The sequence below is a fragment of the Nocardia sp. NPDC050799 genome, assembly GCF_040654015.1.
In the GTDB taxonomy this organism is placed as follows: domain Bacteria; phylum Actinomycetota; class Actinomycetes; order Mycobacteriales; family Mycobacteriaceae; genus Nocardia.
Genome location: NZ_JBFAHF010000047.1, coordinates 1 through 22260 on the forward strand (window position 1 = coordinate 1; position 22260 = coordinate 22260).

The following is a 22260-nucleotide window of genomic DNA, read 5'->3' on the forward strand; positions in this document are numbered from 1 at the left end:
TCGGCGAAATCCGTCGGTGCCGCAGAGGCGCCTCGAAAGCGCATGAGCCGAAGGCTCGAGTCCCGAGGCCGAAACGGCGAGACCAAGGGGGCCGCAACCCCGCGCCGCCGGAGGCGGCGCCAAAAACACAGCACCTTCGCGAGCGAGTCCGCCTGTCGCCTTCACGAGCGAGCCCACCCCCCCACCTTCGCGGTTCGGGCCGATGCGGCTCGTTCGGTCGACCGATTCATCGGTACGGAAGGTGGGGCGCCGCCGGCAGGCCTATTCCGGTTCCGGGTCTATGACGTCGGGGTCGACGCCGAGGTAGGTCGCGATCTGCTGGACCAGTACTTCGCGGAGGAGTTCGACCAGGTCGTCCGGGTCGCCGGCGCGGAGTTCGAGGGGCTTGCGGAACAGCACGACCCGGGCGCGGATCGGGGTGCCGTGCCGGTCGACGCCGGCGGGGATGAGCCGCGACAGCGGGACCGGGCCGTCGGCGACGACCTCGTCCGGCCAGGTCACCGAATCCGGGTGCAGCGGGCGGATTTTGGGCACGTCGTCGACGGCGATATCGAGTTTGGTGAGCCGATCGTGCCAGCGGGTGTCCAGGGGTGCGAAGGCTTCCAGCACCAGCCGGTCGAATTTCTGGCCTCGGGTGCGCCAGGCCGGGACGGTCGGCGGCAGCATCGGTCCGCGGACACCGCGGCCGCGACGGCTGACCGACCGGGCGGTCGGGGGTCTGCGGTTGCGGGATCGTGCCATGACCGTCAACGTTAGTTCAGTAATCGCCGATCGCGACGGCCCGCCCCGGCCACATGCTCCGGGGCGCACCGACGCGAGCGGTGTCGTCAGCCGATACCGCGCTTGAGGCGCCGGCGCTCCCGCTCCGACAGGCCGCCCCAGATTCCGAAGCGCTCATCGTGCGCGAGCGCGTATTCCAGGCATTCGTCACGGACCTCGCATCCCAGGCAGATGCGTTTGGCCTCGCGGGTGGAGCCACCCTTCTCCGGGAAGAAGGCCTCCGGGTCTGTCTCCGCGCAGAGTGCGCGTTCTTGCCACTGTTCTTCGATGGAGCCGAACATCTCGTCGAAACCGGTCACGATCAGGCTGAGCCGGGGTGTCGATTCACGCTCACTCCGATCAGGGCCGGACCAGCCGTTGTCAACAGCGACGCTTCGTGCTGCGCCTGCTGTGGAATCGGTTCGCGATACACCCACCGGAATGCCGGCTGGGGCCAGATCATCGGCCATCGCTCCGCCTCCTCACTGTGTGTTAGCGCAGAAAGAATTCATTTCCGTCGATCAACGCGCATACCGACGGCCAAACTCCGCGACGTTGTCTCGCGGACTTCCCCGAGCCTGCCATTCCAATTCGAACATCCGTTCGAGTTTCCGTACGCGCCTTGCACTTCCCGCGCGACCCGGAATGACATGTCTGTGATTAGACACGCCGCCTGTAGTGATGGTCAAGCCATCGTCACTATTCCGTTACTATCCCGCGCGGCATTCCGAGTCGATCTTGTGACCCCAATAGCAAATGAGCGGCAAATATAGCGGAAGCCGCACCATTTCCCGCGCGGCATAGTGTGTACAGATGTGACTTCACAACAAGCGGACAGCGCACCCGCCAATGGTCCCCGTATCGTCGTCCTGGTCGGCGGAGTCGGTGGCGCGCGGTTCCTGCTGGGCGTTCGGGAGCTACTGCCCGAGGCGGAGGTTTCCGCCATCGTCAATGTGGGCGACGATGTCTGGATGCACGGGCTGAGAATCTGTCCCGACCTCGATACCTGCATGTATACGCTCGGTGGCGGAATCGACCCGGAGCGCGGCTGGGGCCGGCTGGGGGAAACGTGGCACGCCAAGGAGGAGCTCGCGAAATATCATGCCCAGCCCGACTGGTTCGGACTGGGGGACCGGGATATCGCGACGCACCTGGTTCGGACCGAAATGCTGCGCGCCGGGTATCCGCTCTCGGCGGTTACCGAAGCCCTCTGCAATCGATGGCAACCGGGTGTGAAACTCCTCCCGGCAACCGACGATCGCTGTGAAACACATGTTGTTATCAGCGACCCGGAGAGCCCTGGCGAACGCCGCGCGATCCATTTCCAGGAGTGGTGGGTTCGCCACCGTGCGGCCGTCGAAACCCACGGATTCGCCACAATCGGGGCGGATGACGCCAAACCGGCACCGAATGTGACCGAACTCATAGCCGATGCCGATGTCGTATTACTCGCCCCCTCGAACCCGGTGGTGAGCGTCGGGTCGATCCTCGCGGTGCCCGGAATTCGCGGTGCGCTGCGCACCACGAACGCCCCGGTGATCGGGGTATCACCGGTGATCGACGGCAAACCGTTGCGCGGGATGGCCGACGAGTGCCTGTCGGTGATCGGTGTGGAGACGACGGCGGAGGCGGTCGGACGCCACTACGGATCCCGTTCGGCCACCGGCATTCTCGACGGCTGGCTGATCCATACGACCGATACCGCCGAGGTGCCGGACGTACAGGTGCGCAGCGTTCCCCTTTTGATGACCGACCCGCCCACCACCGCCGAAATGGTGCGTGAGGCACTCGATTTGGCAGGAGTGAAGCCGTGACCAGCGCAAACCCGTTGGCCGAGACAGTGGCCGGGGACCACGCCGCCGCGCAACTACAGATTCTGCCGATCACCGGACTACCGGAGTTCCGGCCCGGCGACGATCTCGCCGAACATATCGCCGCCCGGGCGCCGTGGCTGACCGACGGTGATGTCCTCGTGGTCACCAGCAAGATCGTCGCCAAGGCCGAGGGCCGGATCGTGCCGGCCCCGACCGATCCGGAGGAGCGCGACGCCGCGCGGCGGCGGCTGGTCGAACAGGAGGCGGTGCGGGTGGTGGCGCGCCGCGGCCGGACTCTGATCACCGAGAACCGTCTCGGCATTGTGCAGGCCGCGTCCGGCGTGGACGGATCCAATGTGGAGCACGGTGAATTGGTGCTGCTGCCCGCCGATCCCGACGGTAGCGCCAAAGGATTGCGTTCGGCACTGGGCGCACGGCTCGGCGTGGATATCGCGGTGGTCGTCACCGACACCATGGGCCGCGCCTGGCGTAACGGGCAGACCGATGTCGCGATCGGTTCGGCGGGATTGCCGGTGCTGCACGACTACGCGGGGGCCGTCGACGGACAGGGCAACGAACTGCAGGTCACCCAGGTCGCGATCGCGGACGAACTGGCCGCCGCCGCAGACCTGGTCAAGGGCAAACTGGGCGGGGTCCCGATCGCGGTGGTGCGCGGCCTGCCCGTTGCCGACAACGGTTCCAGCGCGGCCGATCTGGTGCGTCCGGGTACCGACGACCTGTTCTGGCTCGGCACCGCCGAGGCGATTGCGCGCGGACGCGGGGAGGCGGTGCTGATGCGCCGCTCGGTCCGCAGTTTCGCGCCCGGCCCCGTCGACCCCGAACAGATCCGCGCCGCGGTCGCGGTGGCGCTCACCGCGCCGGCTCCGCACCACACCCGCCCGGTGCGTTTCGTCTGGTTGCGCGACCGGGCCCGGCGGCAACAGTTGCTCGAGGCGATGGCCGGCAAGTGGCGGGCCGATCTCACGGCGGACGGTCTGGATCCCGAGCGGGTCGAACGGCGGGTGAACCGCGGCCGCATCCTGTTCGATGCCCCCGAGGTGATCATCCCGTTCTGCGTTCCCGACGGCGCCCACGACTATCCGGACGGCCGCCGCCGCGACGCCGAACGGACCATGTTCACCGTCGCGGTCGGGGCCGCGGTCCAGGGACTGCTGGTCGCGCTGGCGACCGAGGGGCTGGGCAGCTGCTGGATCGGATCGACCATTTTCGCCCCGGAGACGACCCGGGAAGTGCTCGGCCTGGACGCGGAATGGATTCCGCTGGGAGCCATCGCGATCGGGCATCCCGTCGAGGAACTCCTGCCGCGTCCCCCGCGCGACCCGGCCGCAGGTCTGGTGGAACTGTGACCGCCGAATCGCTGCACGCGTCGGCGACCGGACTATTGACCGCGTGGCGGCCGGATTCGGGCGCCGACGCCTCGCTGCGGGAGGCGATACTGGCCTTCCTCGGCTCGGCACCGCGCGGTTGCCTGCGTGAGCACGTACCCGGGCATATCACCGCCTCGGCCGTGGTGTTCTCCGACGACGGCCGCGAGGTACTGCTGACCCTGCATCCGCGGGTCGGGCGCTGGATTCAGCTCGGCGGGCACTGCGAGCCCGGTGACGACACCGTGGCCGCCGCCGCGCTGCGCGAGGCCACCGAGGAATCAGGGATCCCCGGGCTCCGGCTGGAGCCCGACCTCTACGGCGCCCAGGCGCATCCGATCACCTGTTCGCTCGGTGCCCCGACCCGGCATCTGGATCTGCTGTTCCGGATCACCGCACCCCCGGGAGCTGTCCCGGTGCGCAGTGTGGAGTCCGCCGACCTGCGGTGGTGGCCCATCGACGGACTGCCCGCGGACGCCGATGTGCTGATCCGCTGAGGTCCCCGCTGCTCGGTCGGTCACGGCCGAGCAGCGGTTTCGCTCGCGGACGGCCTCGGAAACCGGCCGCGAAATAACGGCTGTGTGAACCCGGATCCCTTCTTTACCGAACTTATAAACGTCTCCACTTCAGGCATCCTTCGCGCTTACCGTTTGGGGTGAGTGTGGTGCGCCCGGTGCGCCCGGCGTGAGGAAGTCAGACAGCAGGCCGAGCCTGCCCATGCCCCTATCAGAAGTGAGACGGAGATGTCTGCCGAGCCCTTCGAATCCACTCCACCCGAATCCTGGTGCGACCCCAAGCGCTACCTGTGGTTGTGGGGTCTGTTGGCGCCCACCGGGCTGTTCGTCATCGGAATCCCGGCGGTTTGGGCCCTGGCCGCCGTGGGCCGTCCCGGTCTGATCCATATCGTGTTCTGGCTCGGGCCCATCCTGCTTTATCTGATCATCCCGCTAGCCGACCGAATGGTCGGGACGGACGGATCCAACCCACCCGATGCGATCGTGGCCGCGTTGGAGCAGGACAGGTACTACCGCTATCTCACCTACCTGTATCTGCCGTGCCAGTACGCGACCCTGCTCGCGGGTGCCTACCTGATCACCGCCGACGGTCCGTATCTGCCGGTGGAGGGCGGGCTGCACCTGATCGACAAGATCGGACTGGCCGTCACGATGGGGGTGATCGGCGGCATCGGCATCAATACCGCGCACGAGCTCGGGCACAAGAAAGTGGGTCTGGAACGGCGGCTGTCCAGGATCGCGCTCGCGCAGAGCGCGTACGGCCATTTCTACATCGAACACAATCGCGGACATCATGTGCGGGTGGCGACCCCCGATGACCCGGCCAGCGCTCGGTTCGGCGAGAGTTTCTGGGCGTTCCTCCCCCGGTCGGTCCGGGGCGGCCTGCGCTCGGCGTGGTCGCTCGAACGCACCCGGTTGCGACGGCTGGGGGTCGGGCCGTGGAACCTGCGCAACGACGTGTTGACCGCCTGGCTGCTGACCGTGGTGCTGTTCACCGCGCTCGTTCTCGTGTTCGGGCTCGAACTGCTGCCATATCTGCTCCTGCAGGCGGTGGTGGGATTCGGTTTGCTGGAGGCGGTGAACTACACCGAGCACTACGGCCTGGCGCGGCAGCGTACTTCTTCCGGGCGTTATGAGCGCCCCACCCCCGCACACAGCTGGAACAGCGACTATCTGGTCACCAATATCTTCCTGTACCACCTGCAGCGGCACAGCGATCACCATGCGTTCCCGACCCGGCGATACCAGGCGCTGCGCACCTGGCAGCAGGCCCCGGCGCTACCCGCCGGATACGCGGGAATGATCACGCTCGCCTACCTGCCACCGCTGTGGCGGCGCGTGATGGACAAACGGGTTCTCGCGCACTATGGCGGCGATATCACCCGCGCGAATATCCATCCTCCGGTGCGGGACCGGGTCCTCGCGCGCTACGGCACGACCGCGATGGAGGCGCCGGAATGAGCGAATACCGCTGCCCGGTGTGCGACTACGTCTACAATGAGCGCGCGGGCGCCCCGCGTGAGGGTTTCCCGCCGGGTACGCCCTGGTCGGAGGTGCCCGACGACTGGTGCTGCCCGGACTGCGCGGTCCGGGAGAAGATCGATTTCGAGCCGTTGCCCGCCGGGCCCCGCGGCCGGTGGTAGCCCGATCGACCGAAAGGCCGGTGTGCTCCATGACCGATTACAAGCTGTATCAGTGCGCTCAGTGCGGCTTCGAATACGACGAGGCCCTCGGGTGGCCGGAGGACGGGATCGCGGCCGGGACCCGCTGGGACCATATCGCCGAGGATTGGACGTGCCCGGACTGCGGTGCGGCCAAGTCGGATTTCTTCATGATCGAAATCGAGCGAACTTGAAACTTTGACTCACATGGTGAGTTCGTGCCAGTGTCGCTGATATGCCGAGCACCGGAGCCCGGAACGTCACCCAGGGGTCTGCGCGTGAGCTGCGCACAACCGTCCTCGACGCGATGCGAGACCTGCTGGTGCAGCGTGACTGGTCCAAGATCACGCTCACCGATGTGGCGGTCGGCGCCGGGGTGAGCCGGCAGACCCTCTACAACGAATTCGGCTCGCGCGGTGGGCTCGCCGAGGCCTACGCCGTCCGGCTCGCCGATCATCTCGTGGACCATGTGGAGACGGCGCTGGCCGCCAATGTGGGAGACGCCCAGGCGTCCATCCGGGATGGTCTGGCGAGTTATTTCCACGATTCGGCCCAGGACCCGCTCGTGCAGTCGCTGCTGCTGGGTGAGGTGAAACTCGATCTGCTCCGGCTCATCACCCTCGACGCCGGGACGCTGATGGCCCATGCCACCGAGCGGCTGTCGACGGTGATGCAGCGCAGCTGGATCGCGCTGACGCAGGCCCAGGCCCGCACCTTCGCGCACGCGCTGGTGCGGCTGGCGATCAGCTACATCCCCACCCCGCCGCCGCCCGGTCACGATGCGCCGGCCGAGCTCGGGCGAGTTTTCAGCCCCTACGTCGCCGCCGTTCTCGCCGAACAGGGATTGCGATGAACTCGCTACATCCGATGAAATAGCATCTTCGCGCGCACTATCAGTTACTATCTCGGTCGCGGAGAGTGCGCGGGACCGGCCGGATACGGGGTTGTCCGAGCGCCGGTACGGTACTCGCGTGTAACAGCGCCCACGTTCGGAGCGAACAAGGGCGCATCAGTGGCGCGGGTTCTGTCAATATGTAGGCCGCTGTCGGTACGGGTTCTCAATAGCGGGGCAAAAGTGCAATTGGTTGGTAAGTCGGCTGGATCGGCCGATCCCAAACGCCATCTGTGGATTCTCGGACTGATCGCTCCGGCCTGTGCGCTGCTGCCGTCACAGCTGGTGCTGCACACCGGTCTCGAGGTGTTCTGGTGGCTCGGGCCGATCGTGGTACTTGTGATCATTCCGCTGCTCGATGTGCTCGTCGGCGACGACGGCACCAACCCGCGCGACGAGGATTACGAGACTCTCTCCAACGATCGCTTCTACCGGTGGTGCACCTATCTGTTCCTGCCTTTCCAGTTGATCGGCCTCACCCTGGCCGGCTATCTGTGGGCCGGTTCCGAGCTGAGCGTCCTCGACAAGATCGGACTTGCCACCACCCTGGGACTGGTCTCGGGGATCGGTATCAACGCCGCACACGAACTCGGGCACCGGGTGGAACACCTGGAACGCTGGCTGGCCAAGGTCGCCCTGGCGCAATCCGGGTACGGGCATTTCTTCGTCGAACACAACCGTGGCCACCATGCCCGGGTCGCGACCCCCGAGGATCCGGCCAGTGCCCGGCTCGGTGAGAGCCTGTGGACCTTCCTGCCGCGCAGCGTGCTCGGGGGATTCCGCTCCGCGATCGTCCTCGAGCGGGAACGGTTGCAGCGGGCCGGTAGCGGCTGGTGGAGCCCCCGCAACCACATCCTGCAGGCCTGGTCGATGACCATGGCGCTCTTCGGCGCCCTGATGCTGGTGTTCGGCTGGGAAATCCTGCCGTACCTGCTGTTGCAGGCAGCGCTCGGCGCCGGGCTGCTGGAAACGGTGAATTACATCGAGCACTACGGGCTGCTCCGGGAACGCCGGCCGGACGGCCGGTATCGCCGGTGCACCCCGCGCGACAGCTGGAACAGCGACCGGCTGGTCACCAATATCTTCCTGTTCCACCTCCAGCGGCACAGCGACCATCACGCCAACCCGGGGCGCCGGTATCAGACCCTGCGCAGTTCGGACGAGGCCCCGCAACTGCCCGCCGGCTACGCGGCGATGGTGGTGCTGGCCGTCGTTCCGCCGCTGTGGCGGCGGGTGATGGACAAACGGGTCCTCGCCCACTACGACGGCGATATCACCCGCGCCAATCTGTCTCCCGGTAAACGGCGCCGGCTCCTGGCGGTGGCCCAGGGGCCTGTCGCGGCCTGATCACCGGACCCGCCGAGGGCGTTACCGATCGGCTACCGCGCCGACCGGCACACCCGCACCACGGTGCGTGCCAACCGACTAGCCTTGCGATCGAGACCGATACCGAGAGAAGGCTGACCCACGCTGATGACGACCTCCGAACTGCCTCGAACCTCGCTGAGCACCGATACCCGCAACGGTGTCGAATACAAGGTCGCGGATCTGGCGCTGGCCGATTTCGGCCGCAAGGAGATCCGGCTGGCCGAGCACGAGATGCCCGGACTGATGGCCCTGCGCCGCGAGTACGCCGATGTCGCCCCGCTGAAGGGCGCCCGGATCTCCGGTTCGCTGCATATGACGGTGCAGACGGCTGTGCTGATCGAAACCCTCACCGCGCTGGGCGCGCAGGTGCGGTGGGCCTCCTGCAATATCTTCTCCACCCAGGACCACGCGGCCGCGGCCGTGGTGGTGGGCCCGCACGGCACGGTCGACGCGCCGCAGGGCATCCCGGTGTTCGCCTGGAAGGGCGAAACGTTGGAGGAGTACTGGTGGGCGGCCGAACAAATGCTCACCTGGCCGGGGGAGCCGGCCAATATGATCCTCGACGACGGCGGCGACGCCACCATGCTCGTCCTGCGCGGGGCCCAGTTCGAGAAGGCGGGGGTGGTTCCGCCGGCCGACGAGGAGCATTCCGCCGAGTACACCGTTTTCCTCAACCTGCTGCGTGAGCGCTTCGAAAGCGACAGGGGCAAGTGGAGCGCGATCGCCGGGAGCGTCAAGGGCGTCACCGAGGAGACCACCACCGGCGTCCTGCGGCTCTACCAGTTCGCCGCCGCCGGCGAGCTGACCTTCCCCGCGATCAACGTCAACGATTCGGTCACCAAGTCGAAGTTCGATAACAAATACGGCACCCGGCATTCGCTGATCGACGGCATCAACCGCGGCACCGATGTCCTCATCGGCGGTAAGAAGGTGCTGATCTGCGGGTACGGCGATGTGGGCAAGGGCTGCGCGGAATCGCTGGCCGGCCAGGGCGCCCGCGTCCAGGTCACCGAGATCGACCCGATCAATGCCCTGCAGGCGCTGATGGACGGCTTCGACGTGGTCACCGTGGAACAGGCCATCGCCGGCGCCGATATCGTCGTCACCTCCACCGGCAACAAGGACATCATCACCCTCGACCATATGAAGGCGATGAAGGACCAGGCCATTCTCGGCAATATCGGCCATTTCGACAACGAAATCGATATGGCGGGCCTGGAACGCTCCGGCGCGACGAAGTTGAATATCAAACCTCAGGTCGATCTGTGGACGTTCGGTGATTCCGGTAAGTCCATCATCGTGCTGTCGGAGGGGCGTCTGCTCAACCTCGGCAACGCCACCGGCCACCCCTCGTTCGTGATGAGCAACAGCTTCTCCAACCAGGTGATCGCGCAGATCGAACTGTGGACCAAGCCGGAGGAGTACGACAACGAGGTCTACCGCCTGCCCAAGGTGCTCGACGAAAAGGTCGCTCGCATCCACGTGGAGGCGCTCGGCGGCACCCTGACCAAGCTCACCAAGGATCAGGCCGAGTACATCAATGTCGATGTCGAGGGTCCGTTCAAGCCCGAGCACTACCGGTACTGATCCCACCGGATCGGCGAACCCGTCCGCGCCCGCCTGCTTCGGCAGGTGGGCGCGGACGTCCGAGTAGGCTGCTCGGCATGGGTGTGCTGGTCTCGGTCGAGGGCCTCGACGGTGCGGGTAAGCGGACGCTGATCACCGCGCTGGCGGCCGCGCTGGACAGCCGCGGGCTACGGGTGGGGACTCTCGCTTTCCCCCGCTACGGCCGATCGGTACACGCGGACCTGGCCGCCGAGGCATTGCGCGGTGCCCACGGCGATCTGGCGGCGTCGGTGCACGCCATGGCCGTCCTGTTCGCGCTCGACCGGGCCGGGGCCGCCGACGAACTGGCGAAATTGCTCGCCGACAACGATATCGTCGTGCTGGACCGATACGTGGCCTCCAATGCCGCCTACAACGCGGCCCGGCTGGGCCAGTCCGCCGACGGGGAAATCGTGCGGTGGGTGGGGGAATTGGAATTCGGGCGGTTCGCACTCCCGGTACCGCGGGTGCAGTTGCTGCTCGATGTTCCGGTCGAGGTCGCGGCCTCGCGCGCGCGCCGTCGCGGTGAACTCGATGCGGCGCGCGACCTGGACGCCTACGAACGCGACGGCGGATTACAGGAACGTACCGCCGAGGTGTACCGTGATCTTGCTCGGCGTGATTGGTATGGAACCTGGTGGGTTTTCCGATCCAGCGAAGAAGACGGTTCCGGCCGGCTCGCCGGGGAAACGAACTCATTGGCCGCGCGGCTCGCCGCATCGGCCGCGAATTAGTGTTGGATATCCGGCGGGAACGCGCCACTGTGTGGCGTGGCGGCCCGTTACGAGCGCGGGAGATGACAACATAGTAACTATGAAGCCGAAGATTCTGGTCGTCGACGACGATATGGCGCTCGCGGAGATGCTCACCATCGTCCTGCGGGGCGAGGGTTTCGATCCGCACGTGGTCGGCGACGGCACCCAGGCCCTGTCGGCAGTTCGTGAGATCCGGCCCGATCTGGTGCTGCTCGATCTCATGCTGCCCGGGATGAACGGCATCGATGTGTGCCGGGTGCTGCGCGCCGACTCGGGTGTGCCGATCGTGATGCTCACCGCCAAGACGGACACCGTCGATGTGGTGCTCGGCCTCGAATCCGGCGCCGACGACTACATCGTCAAACCGTTCAAGCCGAAGGAACTGGTGGCCCGGGTCCGGGCTCGGCTGCGCCGCACCGAGGAGGAACCGGCCGAGCTGCTGAACATCGCCGATATCGTGATCGATGTCCCGGCGCACAAGGTCACCCGCGAGGGCGGGCAGATCTCGCTCACGCCGCTGGAGTTCGATTTGCTGGTGGCACTGGCCCGCAAACCCCGCCAGGTGTTCACCCGCGAGGTACTGCTGGAACAGGTCTGGGGTTACCGGCACGCCGCCGACACCCGCCTGGTGAACGTCCATGTGCAGCGACTACGAGCGAAGGTCGAGAAAGATCCGGAGAATCCCGAGATCGTACTGACCGTCCGCGGCGTGGGGTACAAGGCCGGTCCGCCGTGATCCGGCTCGCGTTCCCGGGTCCGGAGACATTACCTTGCGCGACCACGTAGGGTCGGACGCCGGTCGGAAAGTCGGACAGAACGGGCGTCTCGCCGACGTGCGGGAGGCGTTGACACCGGTCAACGAATGGTTCCAGCACGTCGGTAGATCACTGGGCCTGCTGTGGCGGCGTTCGCTGCAACTGCGCGTCATCGTCTCGACCCTGACACTTTCCCTCATCGTCATCACGGTGCTGGGTGTCGTGCTGACCAGCCAGATCACCGACCGGCTGCTCGACGCGAAGATCAACGCGGGGGTCGAGGAGATGGACCGCGTCCGCAATACGGTCGAAACCCAGCTGGCGGGGGTCCACGACATCACCAGTCAGGAGCAACGGCTGTCCGATGCCCGGGATTCGCTGTCCAACCGGCGCGATTCGCGGACCGGAGGCGCGGCGGGCAGTTTCGATTCGGCGCTGAGCATGATCGGCGGGACTCCGCAGCAGGTGATCACCGCTGGACCCATCAAAGAGGTGCCCGACGCGCTGCGCCGGTTCGTCCAGCGCAACCAGGTCAGCTACCAGTTCGCCACGGTCGCGGACCCGGACGGCTACCACGGTCGTGCGCTCATCATCGGCAGCCCCAGCGCCGAGGTGCCCACGCTGGAAATCTATCTGATCTTCCCGCTGGGCAACGAGGAACGCAGTCTGGCGCTCATGCGCGGGACCATGCTGGTCGGCGGTGTGGTGCTGCTGATCCTGCTGGCCGCCATCACGGCGCTGGTGACCCGGCAGGTGGTGTTGCCGATCCGGTCGGCCGCGCGGATCGCCGGCCGCTTCGCCGACGGCCGGCTCAAGGAACGCATGCTGGTGCGCGGTGACGACGATATCGCCCGGCTGGCGAAAGCGTTCAACGAAATGGCCGAGAGCCTGTCGAATCAGATCAACCAGCTGGAGGAATTCGGCAATCTGCAGCGGCGCTTCACCTCCGACGTCAGCCACGAATTGCGTACCCCGCTGACCACGGTGCGGATGGCCGCCGATCTCATCCACGGCAGCAGCGACGATCTCGATCCCGCGCTGGCCCGTAGCGCCGAATTGCTGGTCACCGAACTGGACCGGTTCGAAGGCCTGCTCAACGATCTGCTGGAGATCTCGCGCCACGATGCCGGTGTCGCCGAGCTCCAGGTGGAATCGCTGGATGTGCGGATGTGCGTCCGCGCGGCCATCTCCACGGTGCGGCATCTGGCCCGGGATGCCGGGATCGAGGTGGTCATCGATCTGCCCGAGGAGCCGGTGGTCGCCGAGGTCGATCCGCGCCGGGTGGAGCGAGTGCTGCGCAATCTGCTCGCCAACGCGATCGACCACAGTGAGGGCAAACCCGTCCTGATCCGGATGCGCGGCGACACCGAAGCCAACGCCCTCGCCGTGGTGGTGCGGGACCAGGGTGTCGGTTTGCGGCCGGGGGAGGAGAAACTGGTGTTCAGCAGGTTCTGGCGGTCCGATCCTTCGCGGATGCGCCGGTCCGGTGGGACCGGGCTCGGCTTGTCGATCAGCGTCGAGGACGCCAACCTGCACGACGGCAAACTCGAGGCGTGGGGTCGGCCCGGGGTCGGCGCGAGTTTCCGGCTGACCCTGCCGCTGATCCGCGGCCAGAAGCTGGGCAGGAGCCCGCTGCCGCTGGAGCCCGGTATGCGCCGGGCGCCACGGCCACCGCACTCCGAGAGCGAGCGAGCCGGCGGCGAACGGGTGGAGCTCGGCCCGCCGGTCACCGAATCCGAACCGTGGGCGCCCCTGCCCGCGGCACCCGCCGAGCCGGATACGCGCAGTGCTGCCTCGGAAACCCCGGCCTCGGAAACCCCGGCGCCGAAAGCGCCGGCGACCGGCACGCAGGACGCCGGTCCGGATTCCGGGCCGTCCGCCCAGGAACCGGGCGCCGCCGCGCACCCGGCGCCACCCGGCCCGGCCGATGGTCCGGTGCCCACCGACCGCGGAGACCAGAAGTCATGAGCGCACGCAGGCGGTGGTTCCGGCAGTTGGTGGTGGCGGCCGCGGTGATCGGCCTGGCCGCCACTGGGGGTTGCGCGAATCTGCCCGATTCCTCGCAACCCCAGGCGCTCGGCACGATCAATCAGGAACCGGCCGCCGAGGGGCCCCCCGCCCCGACGCAGGGGCGGGATCCGGATCTGCTGCTCCGCGATTTCCTGCAGGCCACCGCCGACCCCGCCGACGGTCATCTCGCCGCCCGTCAGTACATGACCCCCGCCGCGTCCACCCAGTGGAACGATGTCGACTCGACCGTGGTCGTGGAGCGCGCGGACACGCTGCGCGAATCGCGGAACGAGAACGAGGCGACCTACGTGCTGCGCGCGCGCAAGGTCGGGGAGCTCGCCGCGGACGGGTCGTACCACGCGGTGGACGGCATCATCGAGAACAAGATCGAGATGACGCGGGTCGACGGCGAATGGCGTATCGACGAGCTGCCCGACGGCGTGGTGATGGAGTACAGCGCCTTCACCCAGTCCTACCGGCGGCATGCCCTGTACTTCGTCACCGCCGACGGCCAGCATGTGGCGCCGGATCTGCGCTGGGTCGCGGGGCGTCCGGACGAGCTGGCGCAGCAACTGGTGACCAAGCTGATCTCGGGCCCGCAGCCGTATATCGCTCCGGTCGTCCGCAATTACCTGGCCCCGCCCGTCGCGGTGCGCGGGACCGTCACCAAGGCCAACGGTGATCCCGTCGGTGTCGGCGTGGGCCTGGGCGGGGTACGGATCGACTTCACCGGAATAGGCGAGCTGAGCCCGCGCGACCGTGAATTGTTCGCGGCCCAGGTGGTGCTCACCCTCGCGGGCGCCGATGTGCTGGGTCCCTACATGCTGCTCGTCGACGGCCGGCCGCTGGACGAGCGGTTCGCCGGAAACGGCTGGTCGGTCGACGATCTGGGGCCGCTCGCCGATTCCGTGCGGCCGGACGCCCTGATCGGACTGCACGCGCTGCGGGAGGGCAAGCTGGTCAAGGTCGAGGACAATCGCGCCCCGGCCCCCGCCCCGGGCTACTTCGGTGAGGTGCAGAACCTGCAGTCGGTAGGTCTGTCGCCGGACGGGAAGCTGGTGGCCGCCGTCGCCGACGCGGGCCGTCAGCCGCCGCAGCCGCAGCGCACGCTGATGGTGGGCAGTTACGGGGGTAACGCGTTCCCGGTCGCGGAGGGCGGGGCCATCACCCGCCCGTCCTGGACCGCCGACGGAAGCGCGGCCTGGGCGGTCATCGACGGGAATCGGGTGATCCGCGCGGTCACCAATCGTGATACCGGCACTGTCTCGGTCCAGGAGGTGGATACCGCCCAGCTGTTCGCCCCGGACTCCGGGCCCACCTTCGAATTGCCGATCACCGAACTGCGAATCTCGCGCAACGGTGTCGGCGCGGTGCTGATCGCCGACGGCAAGGTGTACGTCGCCATGGTGCTGCGCCGGCCGGATGGTACCTACGCGCTCACCGCACCGCGGCAGATCGCCATGGAACTCAGCACCGCCGCGACCTCGGTCGACTGGTTCAGCGACGATACGGTCATCCTGGCCACCGCGGGCAATGTGGATCCGGTACGGACGGTGAAGATCGACGGCTCCGGAATGGCCTCGCTGGGCGGCCGCAACCTCACTCCGCCGGTCCGCCAGGTCACCGCCTCCATCGAACGCCAGTACGTCGCCGACTCCCGCGCGGTACTGGAATTCACCCGCACACCCGAAGGCGGCGAGCCCTACTGGCGTGAGGTCCCCGGTCTCGGCGCGGACGCCGTCCCGGTGCTGCCCGGCTGATCCAGGGCGCCGTGTCGGTGCCCACCGGCACACTGCGCGCATGCGGACACTGCTGGATCTGGTCATACCGCCGGAATGCGGCGGTTGCCGCCGGCCCGGAACACCGTGGTGCGCCGATTGCGCGCGCAGTCTCTCCGGCCCGCCGATCCGGGTGTATCCCCGAGCCGATCCGGGAGTGCCGTGCTGGGCGCTGAGCCGCTACCGCGGCCCGGCGCGGCAGGCCGTACTGGCGGCCAAGGAACGCCACCGGCGTGATCTCGCCGGCCCGCTGGGGCTCGCCCTTGCCGTGGGACTCGCCGAGTTGCGGGCCCCGGACCGGCCCCTGATACTTGTACCCTCGCCGAGCCGGCGGGCCGCGGCGCGGCGGCGCGGCGGCGACCCGGTCCTGCGGTGCGCGCGGATCGCGGCCCGATCGCTGGGCAGTTGCCAGGTTGTGCCTTGTCTGCGAGTCTGGTGGGGAGTCCGCGATTCGGCCGGTCTGTCGGCGCGTGAGCGCGACCGCAATCTACGCGGCCGGGTGAGTGCTGCGCCGCTGCCACCTCACGCGGTGAACGCGCAGGTCGTCTTGGTTGACGACGTATTGACGACAGGTGCCACGGTATCCGCGTGCACCCGGGCTCTCATTGCCGCAGGAACACGCCCGGATGGCGTATTCGTGACGTGTGCGGGCTGAATCCGGGAAATTTGCGTGAAGAGTGGCGAACCTTCGATCCTCGTACTAGCGTCGCGTGCACACACCCGATCCGGGAGTTTGGAGGTGGGCCTCGTACATCACGTGCCGGCCGACTGGATCCGACATGGCCGGCACCGTTTCATCCCGCCGCATGCGACGACAAGTGTGCGGCCGAATCCGGGAGGTACGCGTGACGACTACTTCACGACCTTCAGTTCAGGACACAGCCCAGACGCAGCTGGACGACCAGCTGGACCGACCGCGGGACACCCGGGCGGATATCGTCGTCAAGGGCCGCAATGTCGAGGTTCCCGACCATTTCCGAATTTATGTGTCGGAGAAGCTGTCCCGGCTGGAACGCTTCGATCCATCGATTTTCCTCTTCGACGTGGAACTCTTCCACGAGCGCAACCGTCGTCAACGCAAGAACTGCCAGCGGGTGGAGATCACCGCGCGCGGCAAGGGCCCGATCGTCCGCGCCGAGGCCTGCGCGGACAGTTTCTACGCCGCGTTCGAGGCAGTGACCGCCAAACTGGAGAGCCGGCTGCGCCGCACGAAGGACCGCCGCCGCGTCCACTACGGCGAGAAGACCCCGGTCTCGGTACACGACGCCACCGCCGACCTGGCCGATGACGCGCAGCTCGGCGACCTCTCCGGAATTCCGCACGATCACTCTCCGCACAGCCGGAAGCGGTCCGATTTCGCGGCCGATTACCCCGAATACGAGGGGCCCGGGCATATCGTGCGCACCAAGGTGCACTCGGCGATACCGATGACGGTCGATGACGCCCTCTACCAAATGGAATTGGTGGGCCACGATTTCTTCCTGTTCCAGGACAAGGAAACCGATCGGCCGTCGGTGGTCTATCGCCGGCATGCCTTCGACTACGGCCTGATCCGGCTCGCTTAGCCGACAGCTCGGCCGACCGGTCCGCACCATGGGCCGGTCGGCTTCATTGTTCCCGGCTCGCGGGGGTGTACCGCTCCGCGTGGACCGCGGCGTCCAGCGGGCGCCGATCACGCCAGCCGAACCGCTCCAGGTCCGGCACCTGCTGGAATTCGGCCACCGGGCCGATACAGAGCCAGGCGACCGGCCGGACGCCCGGGGGCAGGTCCGTCAGGTCGGTGAGGAAGGCCTCGTCGTAGAACGACACCCAGCCCACCCCCACCCGCTCGGCGGTAGCCGCCAGCCACAGGTTCTGGATCGCGAGAATTGTGGAGTACAAACCGGTTTCGGGTACCGTCGCCCGGCCCAGCACCTGCGACCCGCCCCGCGCGTCGTCGTGGACGACCACGATGCCGGTGCCGCTCTCCTCGATCCCCTCGATCTTGATGGGCGCGAACGTCCGTGCCCGATCGGCGGGCAGCGAACGCGCGAAGTCGCGCCGCCGCTCGGCCACATGGGCAGCGAATGTCCGCAATGTCGCCCGATTACGGATGATCACGAAATCCCAGGGCTGCGAATTACCGACGCTGGGGGCGCAGTGCGCCGCCCCGAGGATCCGCCACAGTGTGGTCTCGTCGATGGGTTCCCCGGTGAATTCCGCCCGCACATCCCGGCGGGTCCGGATGGCTTCGTAAACGCTCATCTCCGCTGCACACACAGCACTATTGTTCTATCCGGCCTCCGGTGACAGGGGGCGGGGCTGTGCTTATCTGCGCCGCCTTCGGCGTCGCGGGGTCGAGGCCCCCGAAGGCCCCGCCGTTCAGCGCCCGAGACTCGCGGCTTCGCCGCACGCACTTCGGGCCTGAACGGCGGGACGGGCCTCGACCCTTTGTGGGCCCCGCTGAACTCGGCACCGAGAGGTCGCCACCAGCTGCACCTCGGCGCTCTCACCGAACGAGTCCATGACCAGGTTGCGACCCGGTTCCAGCAGCAGGGCCGAGGCCGGCACCGACAGACCGCTGGCTGTCCGCGGTGATCAGGTGACCAGGTGATCAGGTGGAGTTTTGCCGAGTGCTCGGGTCTCGCTGGAGCCATGGGAGCGTTGTGCCCGGTCGGAGAGGTGGGGGAGCCGGGTGCGGCGGGATCACAGGGCGGGCCGAAGCTCCGGCCTGCGATCCCGCCGCCGGAAAATCAGCCCGCCAGGGCGACCGAGCGGCGACGGAGCCGGCGACGGCCTTCGGCGATCGCCGTGCGCAGGCCCCGGCGCTTTCCGGTGAGGGGATCGAACGTGGACGTTGCCTGCCCGTTGAATTTCCGTTCCGAGGCCGTTTCGGGGGCGTCGTCGGCGGTGTGGCGAAGGTATTTGTTGGGCAGGGACAGTTTCAGGATGGTGCGCCAGGCCTTGAAGTACTGCACCGGCAGCGAGCCGGTGGTGTACGGCAGGTCGTATTTGTCGCACAGCTCGCGCACCCGGACCGCGACCTCGGCATAGCGGTTACTGGGCAGATCGGGGAACAGGTGGTGCTCGATCTGGTGGCTGAGATTGCCGGTCATGAAGTGCGTGAGCTTGCCGCCGGAAATATTGGCGCTGCCCAGCATCTGCCGCAGGTACCACTGGGCCTGGGATTCGTCGTCGATATCGGCCTTGGTGAATTTCTCGGCGCCGTCGGGGAAGTGGCCACAGAAGATGACCGCGTTGGACCAGACATTGCGGATCACGTTCGCCGTGAGATTGGCGGTGAGGGTGTGGAAGAACGAGGGCCCGGTCAGCAGCGGGTAGACGACGTAGTCCTTGAGCGCCTGTTTCTTGACCTTGGCCAGGACCTCGTCGACCTTGCGGTCGAATTCCGCCCGTTCCTGGCTGCCCGGTGCGAACTTTCCGGCGGCCAGTTTCCCGAGTTCGAGGTGCTGGATCGCGACGCCGTATTCGAACAGGGATTGCAGTACCAGGTTGTAGACCGGGTTACCGATATTGAACGGCTTCCAGCGCTGATCGCGCGTGACCCGCAGCAGGCCGTAGCCGATATCGTCGTCCATTCCCAGCACGTTGGTGTACTTGTGGTGCAGGTAGTTGTGGGTGTGCTTCCAGTGCTTGGACGGGCCCGCGTTGTCCCATTCCCAGTGGCTGGAGTGGATCTCCGGATCGTTCATCCAGTCCCACTGACCGTGCATCACATTGTGCCCGATCTCCATGTTCTCGATGATCTTGGCGGTGCCCAGCAACGCCACGCCGGCCAACCAGGCCGGGGGTAGGAAACCGGCGAACAGGACCGTCCGGCCGCTGATCTCGAGCGCACGCTGGAGCCTGATGACATTGCGAATGTATCGGGCATCGCGCGCGCCCCGGGTCGATTCGATGTCCCGGCGAATCGCGTCGAACTCGGCTCCGAGAGCCTCCACATCCGCCTCGGTGAGATGCGCGTATTCCTTGACGTCCGAAATAGCCATGGCGGCTACCCTACCGTAAGTTACGACACCGTAGGTTTGGGGATTTGCGGAAAAAATGTGGTGTGCGCCCTATTGCGGGTCCCAAAGTCGAATGATAGACGGGGTGAAACAGCGCACCCGTGCGTCACATTCGGGCCTCGTTGTGGATGATAGTCCGCTGTGGCGGCCGTGTTACACCCGCCACGCGATTATTTTTCCGGAATCGGACGGGCCGTTCAGGCCGAGTAGGAACGCTGCGATTTTCGCAGTGCGTGCCGGGCCCGCCGGAGCAGGTCCTGCTCCTGCCGGGCCTTGGCCCGCAGGCTGCGCTCGGCGCTGCGCAGCATTTCCTTTTCCTGCTCGGCTTTGGCGCGCAGCGCGATTTTCGCCTCGTGCAACGCCCAGCGCAGGCCGCGGCGCTTTCCGGTGGCCGGGTCGATACTCCACGGCCGGTTCTCCGGCCCCGCGTGCAAGGTGACCCCGGCGAACTTGCGTTCGGAGGAGGTCTCCGGCGCATCGTCGGCGGTACGGCGCAGGAATCGGTCGGGCAGAGCGAGCTTGTGAATGGTGCGGAAGGCGAGCAGATATTGCTTGCCCAGCGATCCGGTGGTGTAGGGCAGATCGTATTTCTCGCAGAGTTCGCGCACACCGACCGCGACCTCGGGGTAGCGGTTGCTGGGCAGATCCGGGAAGAGATGGTGTTCGATCTGGTAGCTCAGATTCCCGCTCATGAAACCCATGACCGGACCGGCGGAAAAGTTCGCGCTACCGAGCATCTGCCGCAGATACCATTCACCGGGCGTCTCGCCCGCGAGCTGTTCCTCGGTGAACTTCTCCGCGCCGTCGGGGAAATGGCCACAGAAGATCACCGCGTAGGCCCACAGATTGCGGACCAGGTTCGCGGTGGCGTTCGCCTTCAAGGTCGACATGAAGGCGGGCCCGGTGACCGCAGGATAGAGCAGGAAATCTTTGGCCACCTGCCGGGCGATCTTGCGGCCGAACAGTTTGTTCGGTTCGGAGAAGAGCTGGTTGGCCGGTGTTCCGGAGAGCTCTTTCTCGATCCCCCAATCATGCAGAGCGATGCCCCATTCGAACGCTGCGGCCAAGATGATATTGGCGATCGGCTGCACCAGGTGCACCGGCCGCCACGGTTCGTCGCGGGTCATCCGCAAGATGCCGAAGCCGAGATCCTCATCCTTGCCCAGCACGTTGGTGTAGGTGTGATGGGAATAATTGTGCGCCCGCCGCCATTGCGCCGACGGGCCGGTCATATCCCATTCCCAGTTCGTGGAGTGAATCTCCGGATCGTTCATCCAGTCCCACTGACCGTGGCTGATGTTGTGGCCCAGCTCCATGTTCTCGATGATCTTGGCCACCGAGAGCATGGCGGTGCCGGCCACCCAGGCCCAGCGGTTGCGGCTACCGAACAGCACGGCCCGGCCGGCCAGTTCCAGCCCGCGCTGCGCGGCGATGGAGCGCCGGATGTAGCGTGCGTCCCGCTCGCCCAGGGATTGCTCGACCGACCGCCGGATCGTGTCGAGCTCTTGCCCCAGCATCTCCACATCTTCGGCCGTCAGGTGGGCAAAGGCTCTGATGTCGGTGATGGCCACCGGCGTCCCTTCTGTAAGCGCTGTCTGCGAAGACGAGGTCGGAACAGGCGTACCTCCGCCATCGCTCCGGCCGTGCGTTCTTATGTGGACACTCCGTCCACAAGGCCGGTCCGTGTCGGACCGGGGGCGGAAACCGGAAGAGAGTTTCGGAAATCTTCCCGCAATGGGAAGCAACCTGTGTTCACCCCGAGCGTACCGCTAGGTGCCGATCTCCGGGTGAACGTCTCCGGTCACACCTCCAGTGTGCAGTCACCCGCCGCGGCGGAGATGCACGTCTGCACCTTCTCTCCTTCGAACCGCTCCGTGCCGTTGCGCAGATCGCGGGCATGTCCCGAGCTCAAGGTGACCACACAGGTCTGGCAGATACCCATCCGGCAGCCGAACGGCAGCTGAACACCGGCGGATTCACCGGCTTCCAGCAGGGTGGTGGCGCCGTCCACGGTGACCGTGCGGCCGCTTTTGCCGAAGGTGACGGTGCCGCCCTCGGTGGTCGCCGACCGCTCCACCTCGAACCGTTCCACGTGCAGCGCCGATTCGAGGCCGGCCTGCTGCCAGTGTTTCTCGACCTCGTCGAGCATGCCCAGGGGACCGCACGCCCAGGCCTGGCGCTCCCGCCAATCGGGATAGAGCTCGTCCAGGGCGGCGGTGGCGAATTTGCCCTTCTCGCCGGTGAGGTGGATATGGGAGACGAATCCGGGATGCCGCGCGTGCAGTGCGTCGAGTTCGGCGGCGAACATCACGTCCTCGGCGGTCCGCGCCGAATGGATGTGCACCACATCGGTCACCGCGTCGCGGCGATCGAGGGCGCGCAGCATCGACATGACCGGGGTGATGCCGGACCCGGCGGTCAGGAACAGCACCTTCGGCGGCGGCGGCGACGGCAGCACGAACGCGCCCTGCGGGGCGGCCAGCCGGACGATCGTCCCGGTCGACACCCCGTTGACCAGGTGGCTGGACAGGAAACCCTCCGGCATCGCCTTCACTGTGATGGCGATGACCTTCTTGCCGTAGCGGGGGTCGTCCCACTCGGGCGGGCTGGTGAGCGAATAGGACCGCCAATGCCAGCGACCCTCCACCAGGATCCCGATACCGATGTACTGCCCGGGTTCGTACCGGAAGTCGAAGCCCCAGCCGGGTTTGATCACCAGCGTCGCCGAATCGGCGGTTTCCTTGCGGACATCGACGACCCGGCCACGCAGTTCCCGCGCCGACCACAGCGGGTTGGCCAGATGTAGATAGTCGTCGGGCAACAGGGGCGTGGTGACCCGCGCCACCGCCCCTCGCAGCAGATTCAGTTTGCCGCCGCGTTCCGCGATACCGGCCGCCGGTGCCTCCAGCCAGTTCTTGACACCGCGCACCGTCATCGCGTTCGGTTTCCTGCCCAT

Annotated in this window: 21 protein-coding genes; 15 read left to right on the forward strand and 6 right to left on the reverse strand. The window is 66.9% G+C overall.

Translation table 11 applies throughout. The features are described from left to right. Positions 1–261 precede the first annotated feature (261 nt). Positions 262–741, reverse strand: a complete 480-nt coding sequence (locus tag AB0H42_RS31875) for a metallopeptidase family protein (RefSeq protein ID WP_168165638.1) — start codon at positions 739–741, stop codon at positions 262–264. Positions 742–827: 86 nt separating this feature from the next. Next, entirely contained in the window at positions 828–1061 is a 234-nt protein-coding gene (locus AB0H42_RS31880) for a WhiB family transcriptional regulator (protein WP_030523343.1), read from the reverse strand. A 513-nt stretch (positions 1062–1574) separates the two neighbouring features. Between AB0H42_RS31880 and cofD the strand changes: the two genes are divergently transcribed. From cofD to raiA, 15 genes are all read left to right on the forward strand, one after another. After that, positions 1575–2573: a 2-phospho-L-lactate transferase gene (gene cofD / locus AB0H42_RS31885; protein WP_357062759.1), complete on the forward strand. Its 999-nt coding sequence runs from the start codon at positions 1575–1577 to the stop codon at positions 2571–2573. Continuing rightward, complete coding sequence (locus AB0H42_RS31890; protein ID WP_357062760.1) at positions 2570–3940, forward strand: coenzyme F420-0:L-glutamate ligase; 1371 nt, start codon at positions 2570–2572, stop codon at positions 3938–3940. The genes cofD and AB0H42_RS31890 overlap by 4 nt, the downstream gene beginning before the upstream one ends. After that, positions 3937–4455 carry an NUDIX domain-containing protein gene (locus tag AB0H42_RS31895; protein WP_357062762.1) on the forward strand — a complete coding sequence of 173 codons (519 nt, stop codon included), beginning with the start codon at positions 3937–3939 and terminating at the stop codon, positions 4453–4455. The genes AB0H42_RS31890 and AB0H42_RS31895 overlap by 4 nt, the downstream gene beginning before the upstream one ends. 246 nt (positions 4456–4701) lie before the next feature. Next, the gene (locus tag AB0H42_RS31900) at positions 4702–5934 is read left to right on the forward strand and encodes an alkane 1-monooxygenase (protein ID WP_357062764.1); all 1233 of its coding nucleotides are present in this window, start codon (positions 4702–4704) and stop codon (positions 5932–5934) included. Beyond that, positions 5931–6116, forward strand: coding sequence for a rubredoxin (locus AB0H42_RS31905; protein WP_357062765.1), 186 nt, complete (start codon positions 5931–5933; stop codon positions 6114–6116). Before AB0H42_RS31900 ends, AB0H42_RS31905 begins: the two co-directional genes overlap by 4 nt. A 29-nt stretch (positions 6117–6145) precedes the next feature. Beyond that, complete coding sequence (locus AB0H42_RS31910; RefSeq protein WP_357062766.1) at positions 6146–6328, forward strand: rubredoxin; 183 nt, start codon at positions 6146–6148, stop codon at positions 6326–6328. Positions 6329–6369: 41 nt separating this feature from the next. Then, positions 6370–6987: a TetR family transcriptional regulator gene (locus AB0H42_RS31915; protein WP_357062767.1), complete on the forward strand. Its 618-nt coding sequence runs from the start codon at positions 6370–6372 to the stop codon at positions 6985–6987. A gap of 222 nt (positions 6988–7209) precedes the next feature. After that, a complete protein-coding gene (locus AB0H42_RS31920) occupies positions 7210–8373 on the forward strand; it encodes an alkane 1-monooxygenase (RefSeq protein ID WP_357062768.1) in 1164 nt (387 codons plus the stop codon). 126 nt (positions 8374–8499) lie between these two features. Then, complete coding sequence (ahcY, locus tag AB0H42_RS31925) at positions 8500–9981, forward strand: adenosylhomocysteinase (protein ID WP_357062769.1); 1482 nt, start codon at positions 8500–8502, stop codon at positions 9979–9981. A gap of 77 nt (positions 9982–10058) precedes the next feature. Then, complete coding sequence (locus AB0H42_RS31930; protein ID WP_357062771.1) at positions 10059–10733, forward strand: dTMP kinase; 675 nt, start codon at positions 10059–10061, stop codon at positions 10731–10733. Between the two features lie 70 nt (positions 10734–10803). Beyond that, a complete protein-coding gene (gene mtrA / locus AB0H42_RS31935; RefSeq protein ID WP_030523354.1) occupies positions 10804–11490 on the forward strand; it encodes an MtrAB system response regulator MtrA in 687 nt (228 codons plus the stop codon). A gap of 109 nt (positions 11491–11599) precedes the next feature. Continuing rightward, entirely contained in the window at positions 11600–13477 is a 1878-nt protein-coding gene (gene mtrB, locus AB0H42_RS31940; RefSeq protein ID WP_357062800.1) for an MtrAB system histidine kinase MtrB, read from the forward strand. Next, positions 13474–15279 carry an MtrAB system accessory lipoprotein LpqB gene (lpqB, locus tag AB0H42_RS31945; RefSeq protein ID WP_357062772.1) on the forward strand — a complete coding sequence of 602 codons (1806 nt, stop codon included), beginning with the start codon at positions 13474–13476 and terminating at the stop codon, positions 15277–15279. Before mtrB ends, lpqB begins: the two co-directional genes overlap by 4 nt. A gap of 40 nt (positions 15280–15319) precedes the next feature. Beyond that, positions 15320–15952, forward strand: coding sequence for a ComF family protein (locus AB0H42_RS31950; RefSeq protein WP_357062773.1), 633 nt, complete (start codon positions 15320–15322; stop codon positions 15950–15952). A 190-nt stretch (positions 15953–16142) separates the two neighbouring features. After that, positions 16143–16862 carry a ribosome-associated translation inhibitor RaiA gene (raiA, locus tag AB0H42_RS31955; RefSeq protein WP_030523358.1) on the forward strand — a complete coding sequence of 240 codons (720 nt, stop codon included), beginning with the start codon at positions 16143–16145 and terminating at the stop codon, positions 16860–16862. Between the two features lie 43 nt (positions 16863–16905). On the opposite strand, the gene bluB is transcribed toward raiA, so the two are convergent. The 4 genes from bluB to AB0H42_RS31975 form a co-directional block, all read right to left on the reverse strand. Further along, positions 16906–17541 carry a 5,6-dimethylbenzimidazole synthase gene (bluB, locus tag AB0H42_RS31960; protein WP_357062774.1) on the reverse strand — a complete coding sequence of 212 codons (636 nt, stop codon included), beginning with the start codon at positions 17539–17541 and terminating at the stop codon, positions 16906–16908. 488 nt (positions 17542–18029) lie between these two features. After that, positions 18030–19286: a fatty acid desaturase gene (locus AB0H42_RS31965; protein WP_357062776.1), complete on the reverse strand. Its 1257-nt coding sequence runs from the start codon at positions 19284–19286 to the stop codon at positions 18030–18032. A gap of 215 nt (positions 19287–19501) precedes the next feature. Further along, complete coding sequence (locus AB0H42_RS31970) at positions 19502–20875, reverse strand: fatty acid desaturase (RefSeq protein ID WP_357062778.1); 1374 nt, start codon at positions 20873–20875, stop codon at positions 19502–19504. Positions 20876–21105: 230 nt separating this feature from the next. Next, entirely contained in the window at positions 21106–22239 is a 1134-nt protein-coding gene (locus AB0H42_RS31975; RefSeq protein WP_357062802.1) for a ferredoxin reductase, read from the reverse strand. Between the last annotated feature and the right edge of the window lie 21 nt (positions 22240–22260).

Excerpts from the sequence above, each read along its gene's own strand:
- AB0H42_RS31930 (WP_357062771.1), top strand. The coding sequence starts at position 10,059 with ATGGGTGTGCTGGTCTCGGTCGAGGGCCTCGACGGTGCGGGTAAGCGG.
- AB0H42_RS31910 (WP_357062766.1), top strand. The coding sequence starts at position 6,146 with ATGACCGATTACAAGCTGTATCAGTGCGCTCAGTGCGGCTTCGAATAC.
- AB0H42_RS31975 (WP_357062802.1), bottom strand. The coding sequence starts at position 22,239 with ATGACGGTGCGCGGTGTCAAGAACTGGCTGGAGGCACCGGCGGCCGGT.
- bluB (WP_357062774.1), bottom strand. The coding sequence starts at position 17,541 with ATGAGCGTTTACGAAGCCATCCGGACCCGCCGGGATGTGCGGGCGGAA.
- AB0H42_RS31915 (WP_357062767.1), top strand. The coding sequence starts at position 6,370 with ATGCCGAGCACCGGAGCCCGGAACGTCACCCAGGGGTCTGCGCGTGAG.
- AB0H42_RS31880 (WP_030523343.1), bottom strand. The coding sequence starts at position 1,061 with ATGTTCGGCTCCATCGAAGAACAGTGGCAAGAACGCGCACTCTGCGCG.
- AB0H42_RS31900 (WP_357062764.1), top strand. The coding sequence starts at position 4,702 with ATGTCTGCCGAGCCCTTCGAATCCACTCCACCCGAATCCTGGTGCGAC.
- ahcY (WP_357062769.1), top strand. The coding sequence starts at position 8,500 with ATGACGACCTCCGAACTGCCTCGAACCTCGCTGAGCACCGATACCCGC.
- AB0H42_RS31965 (WP_357062776.1), bottom strand. The coding sequence starts at position 19,286 with ATGGCTATTTCGGACGTCAAGGAATACGCGCATCTCACCGAGGCGGAT.
- AB0H42_RS31905 (WP_357062765.1), top strand. The coding sequence starts at position 5,931 with ATGAGCGAATACCGCTGCCCGGTGTGCGACTACGTCTACAATGAGCGC.
- AB0H42_RS31875 (WP_168165638.1), bottom strand. The coding sequence starts at position 741 with ATGGCACGATCCCGCAACCGCAGACCCCCGACCGCCCGGTCGGTCAGC.
- AB0H42_RS31950 (WP_357062773.1), top strand. The coding sequence starts at position 15,320 with ATGCGGACACTGCTGGATCTGGTCATACCGCCGGAATGCGGCGGTTGC.
- lpqB (WP_357062772.1), top strand. The coding sequence starts at position 13,474 with ATGAGCGCACGCAGGCGGTGGTTCCGGCAGTTGGTGGTGGCGGCCGCG.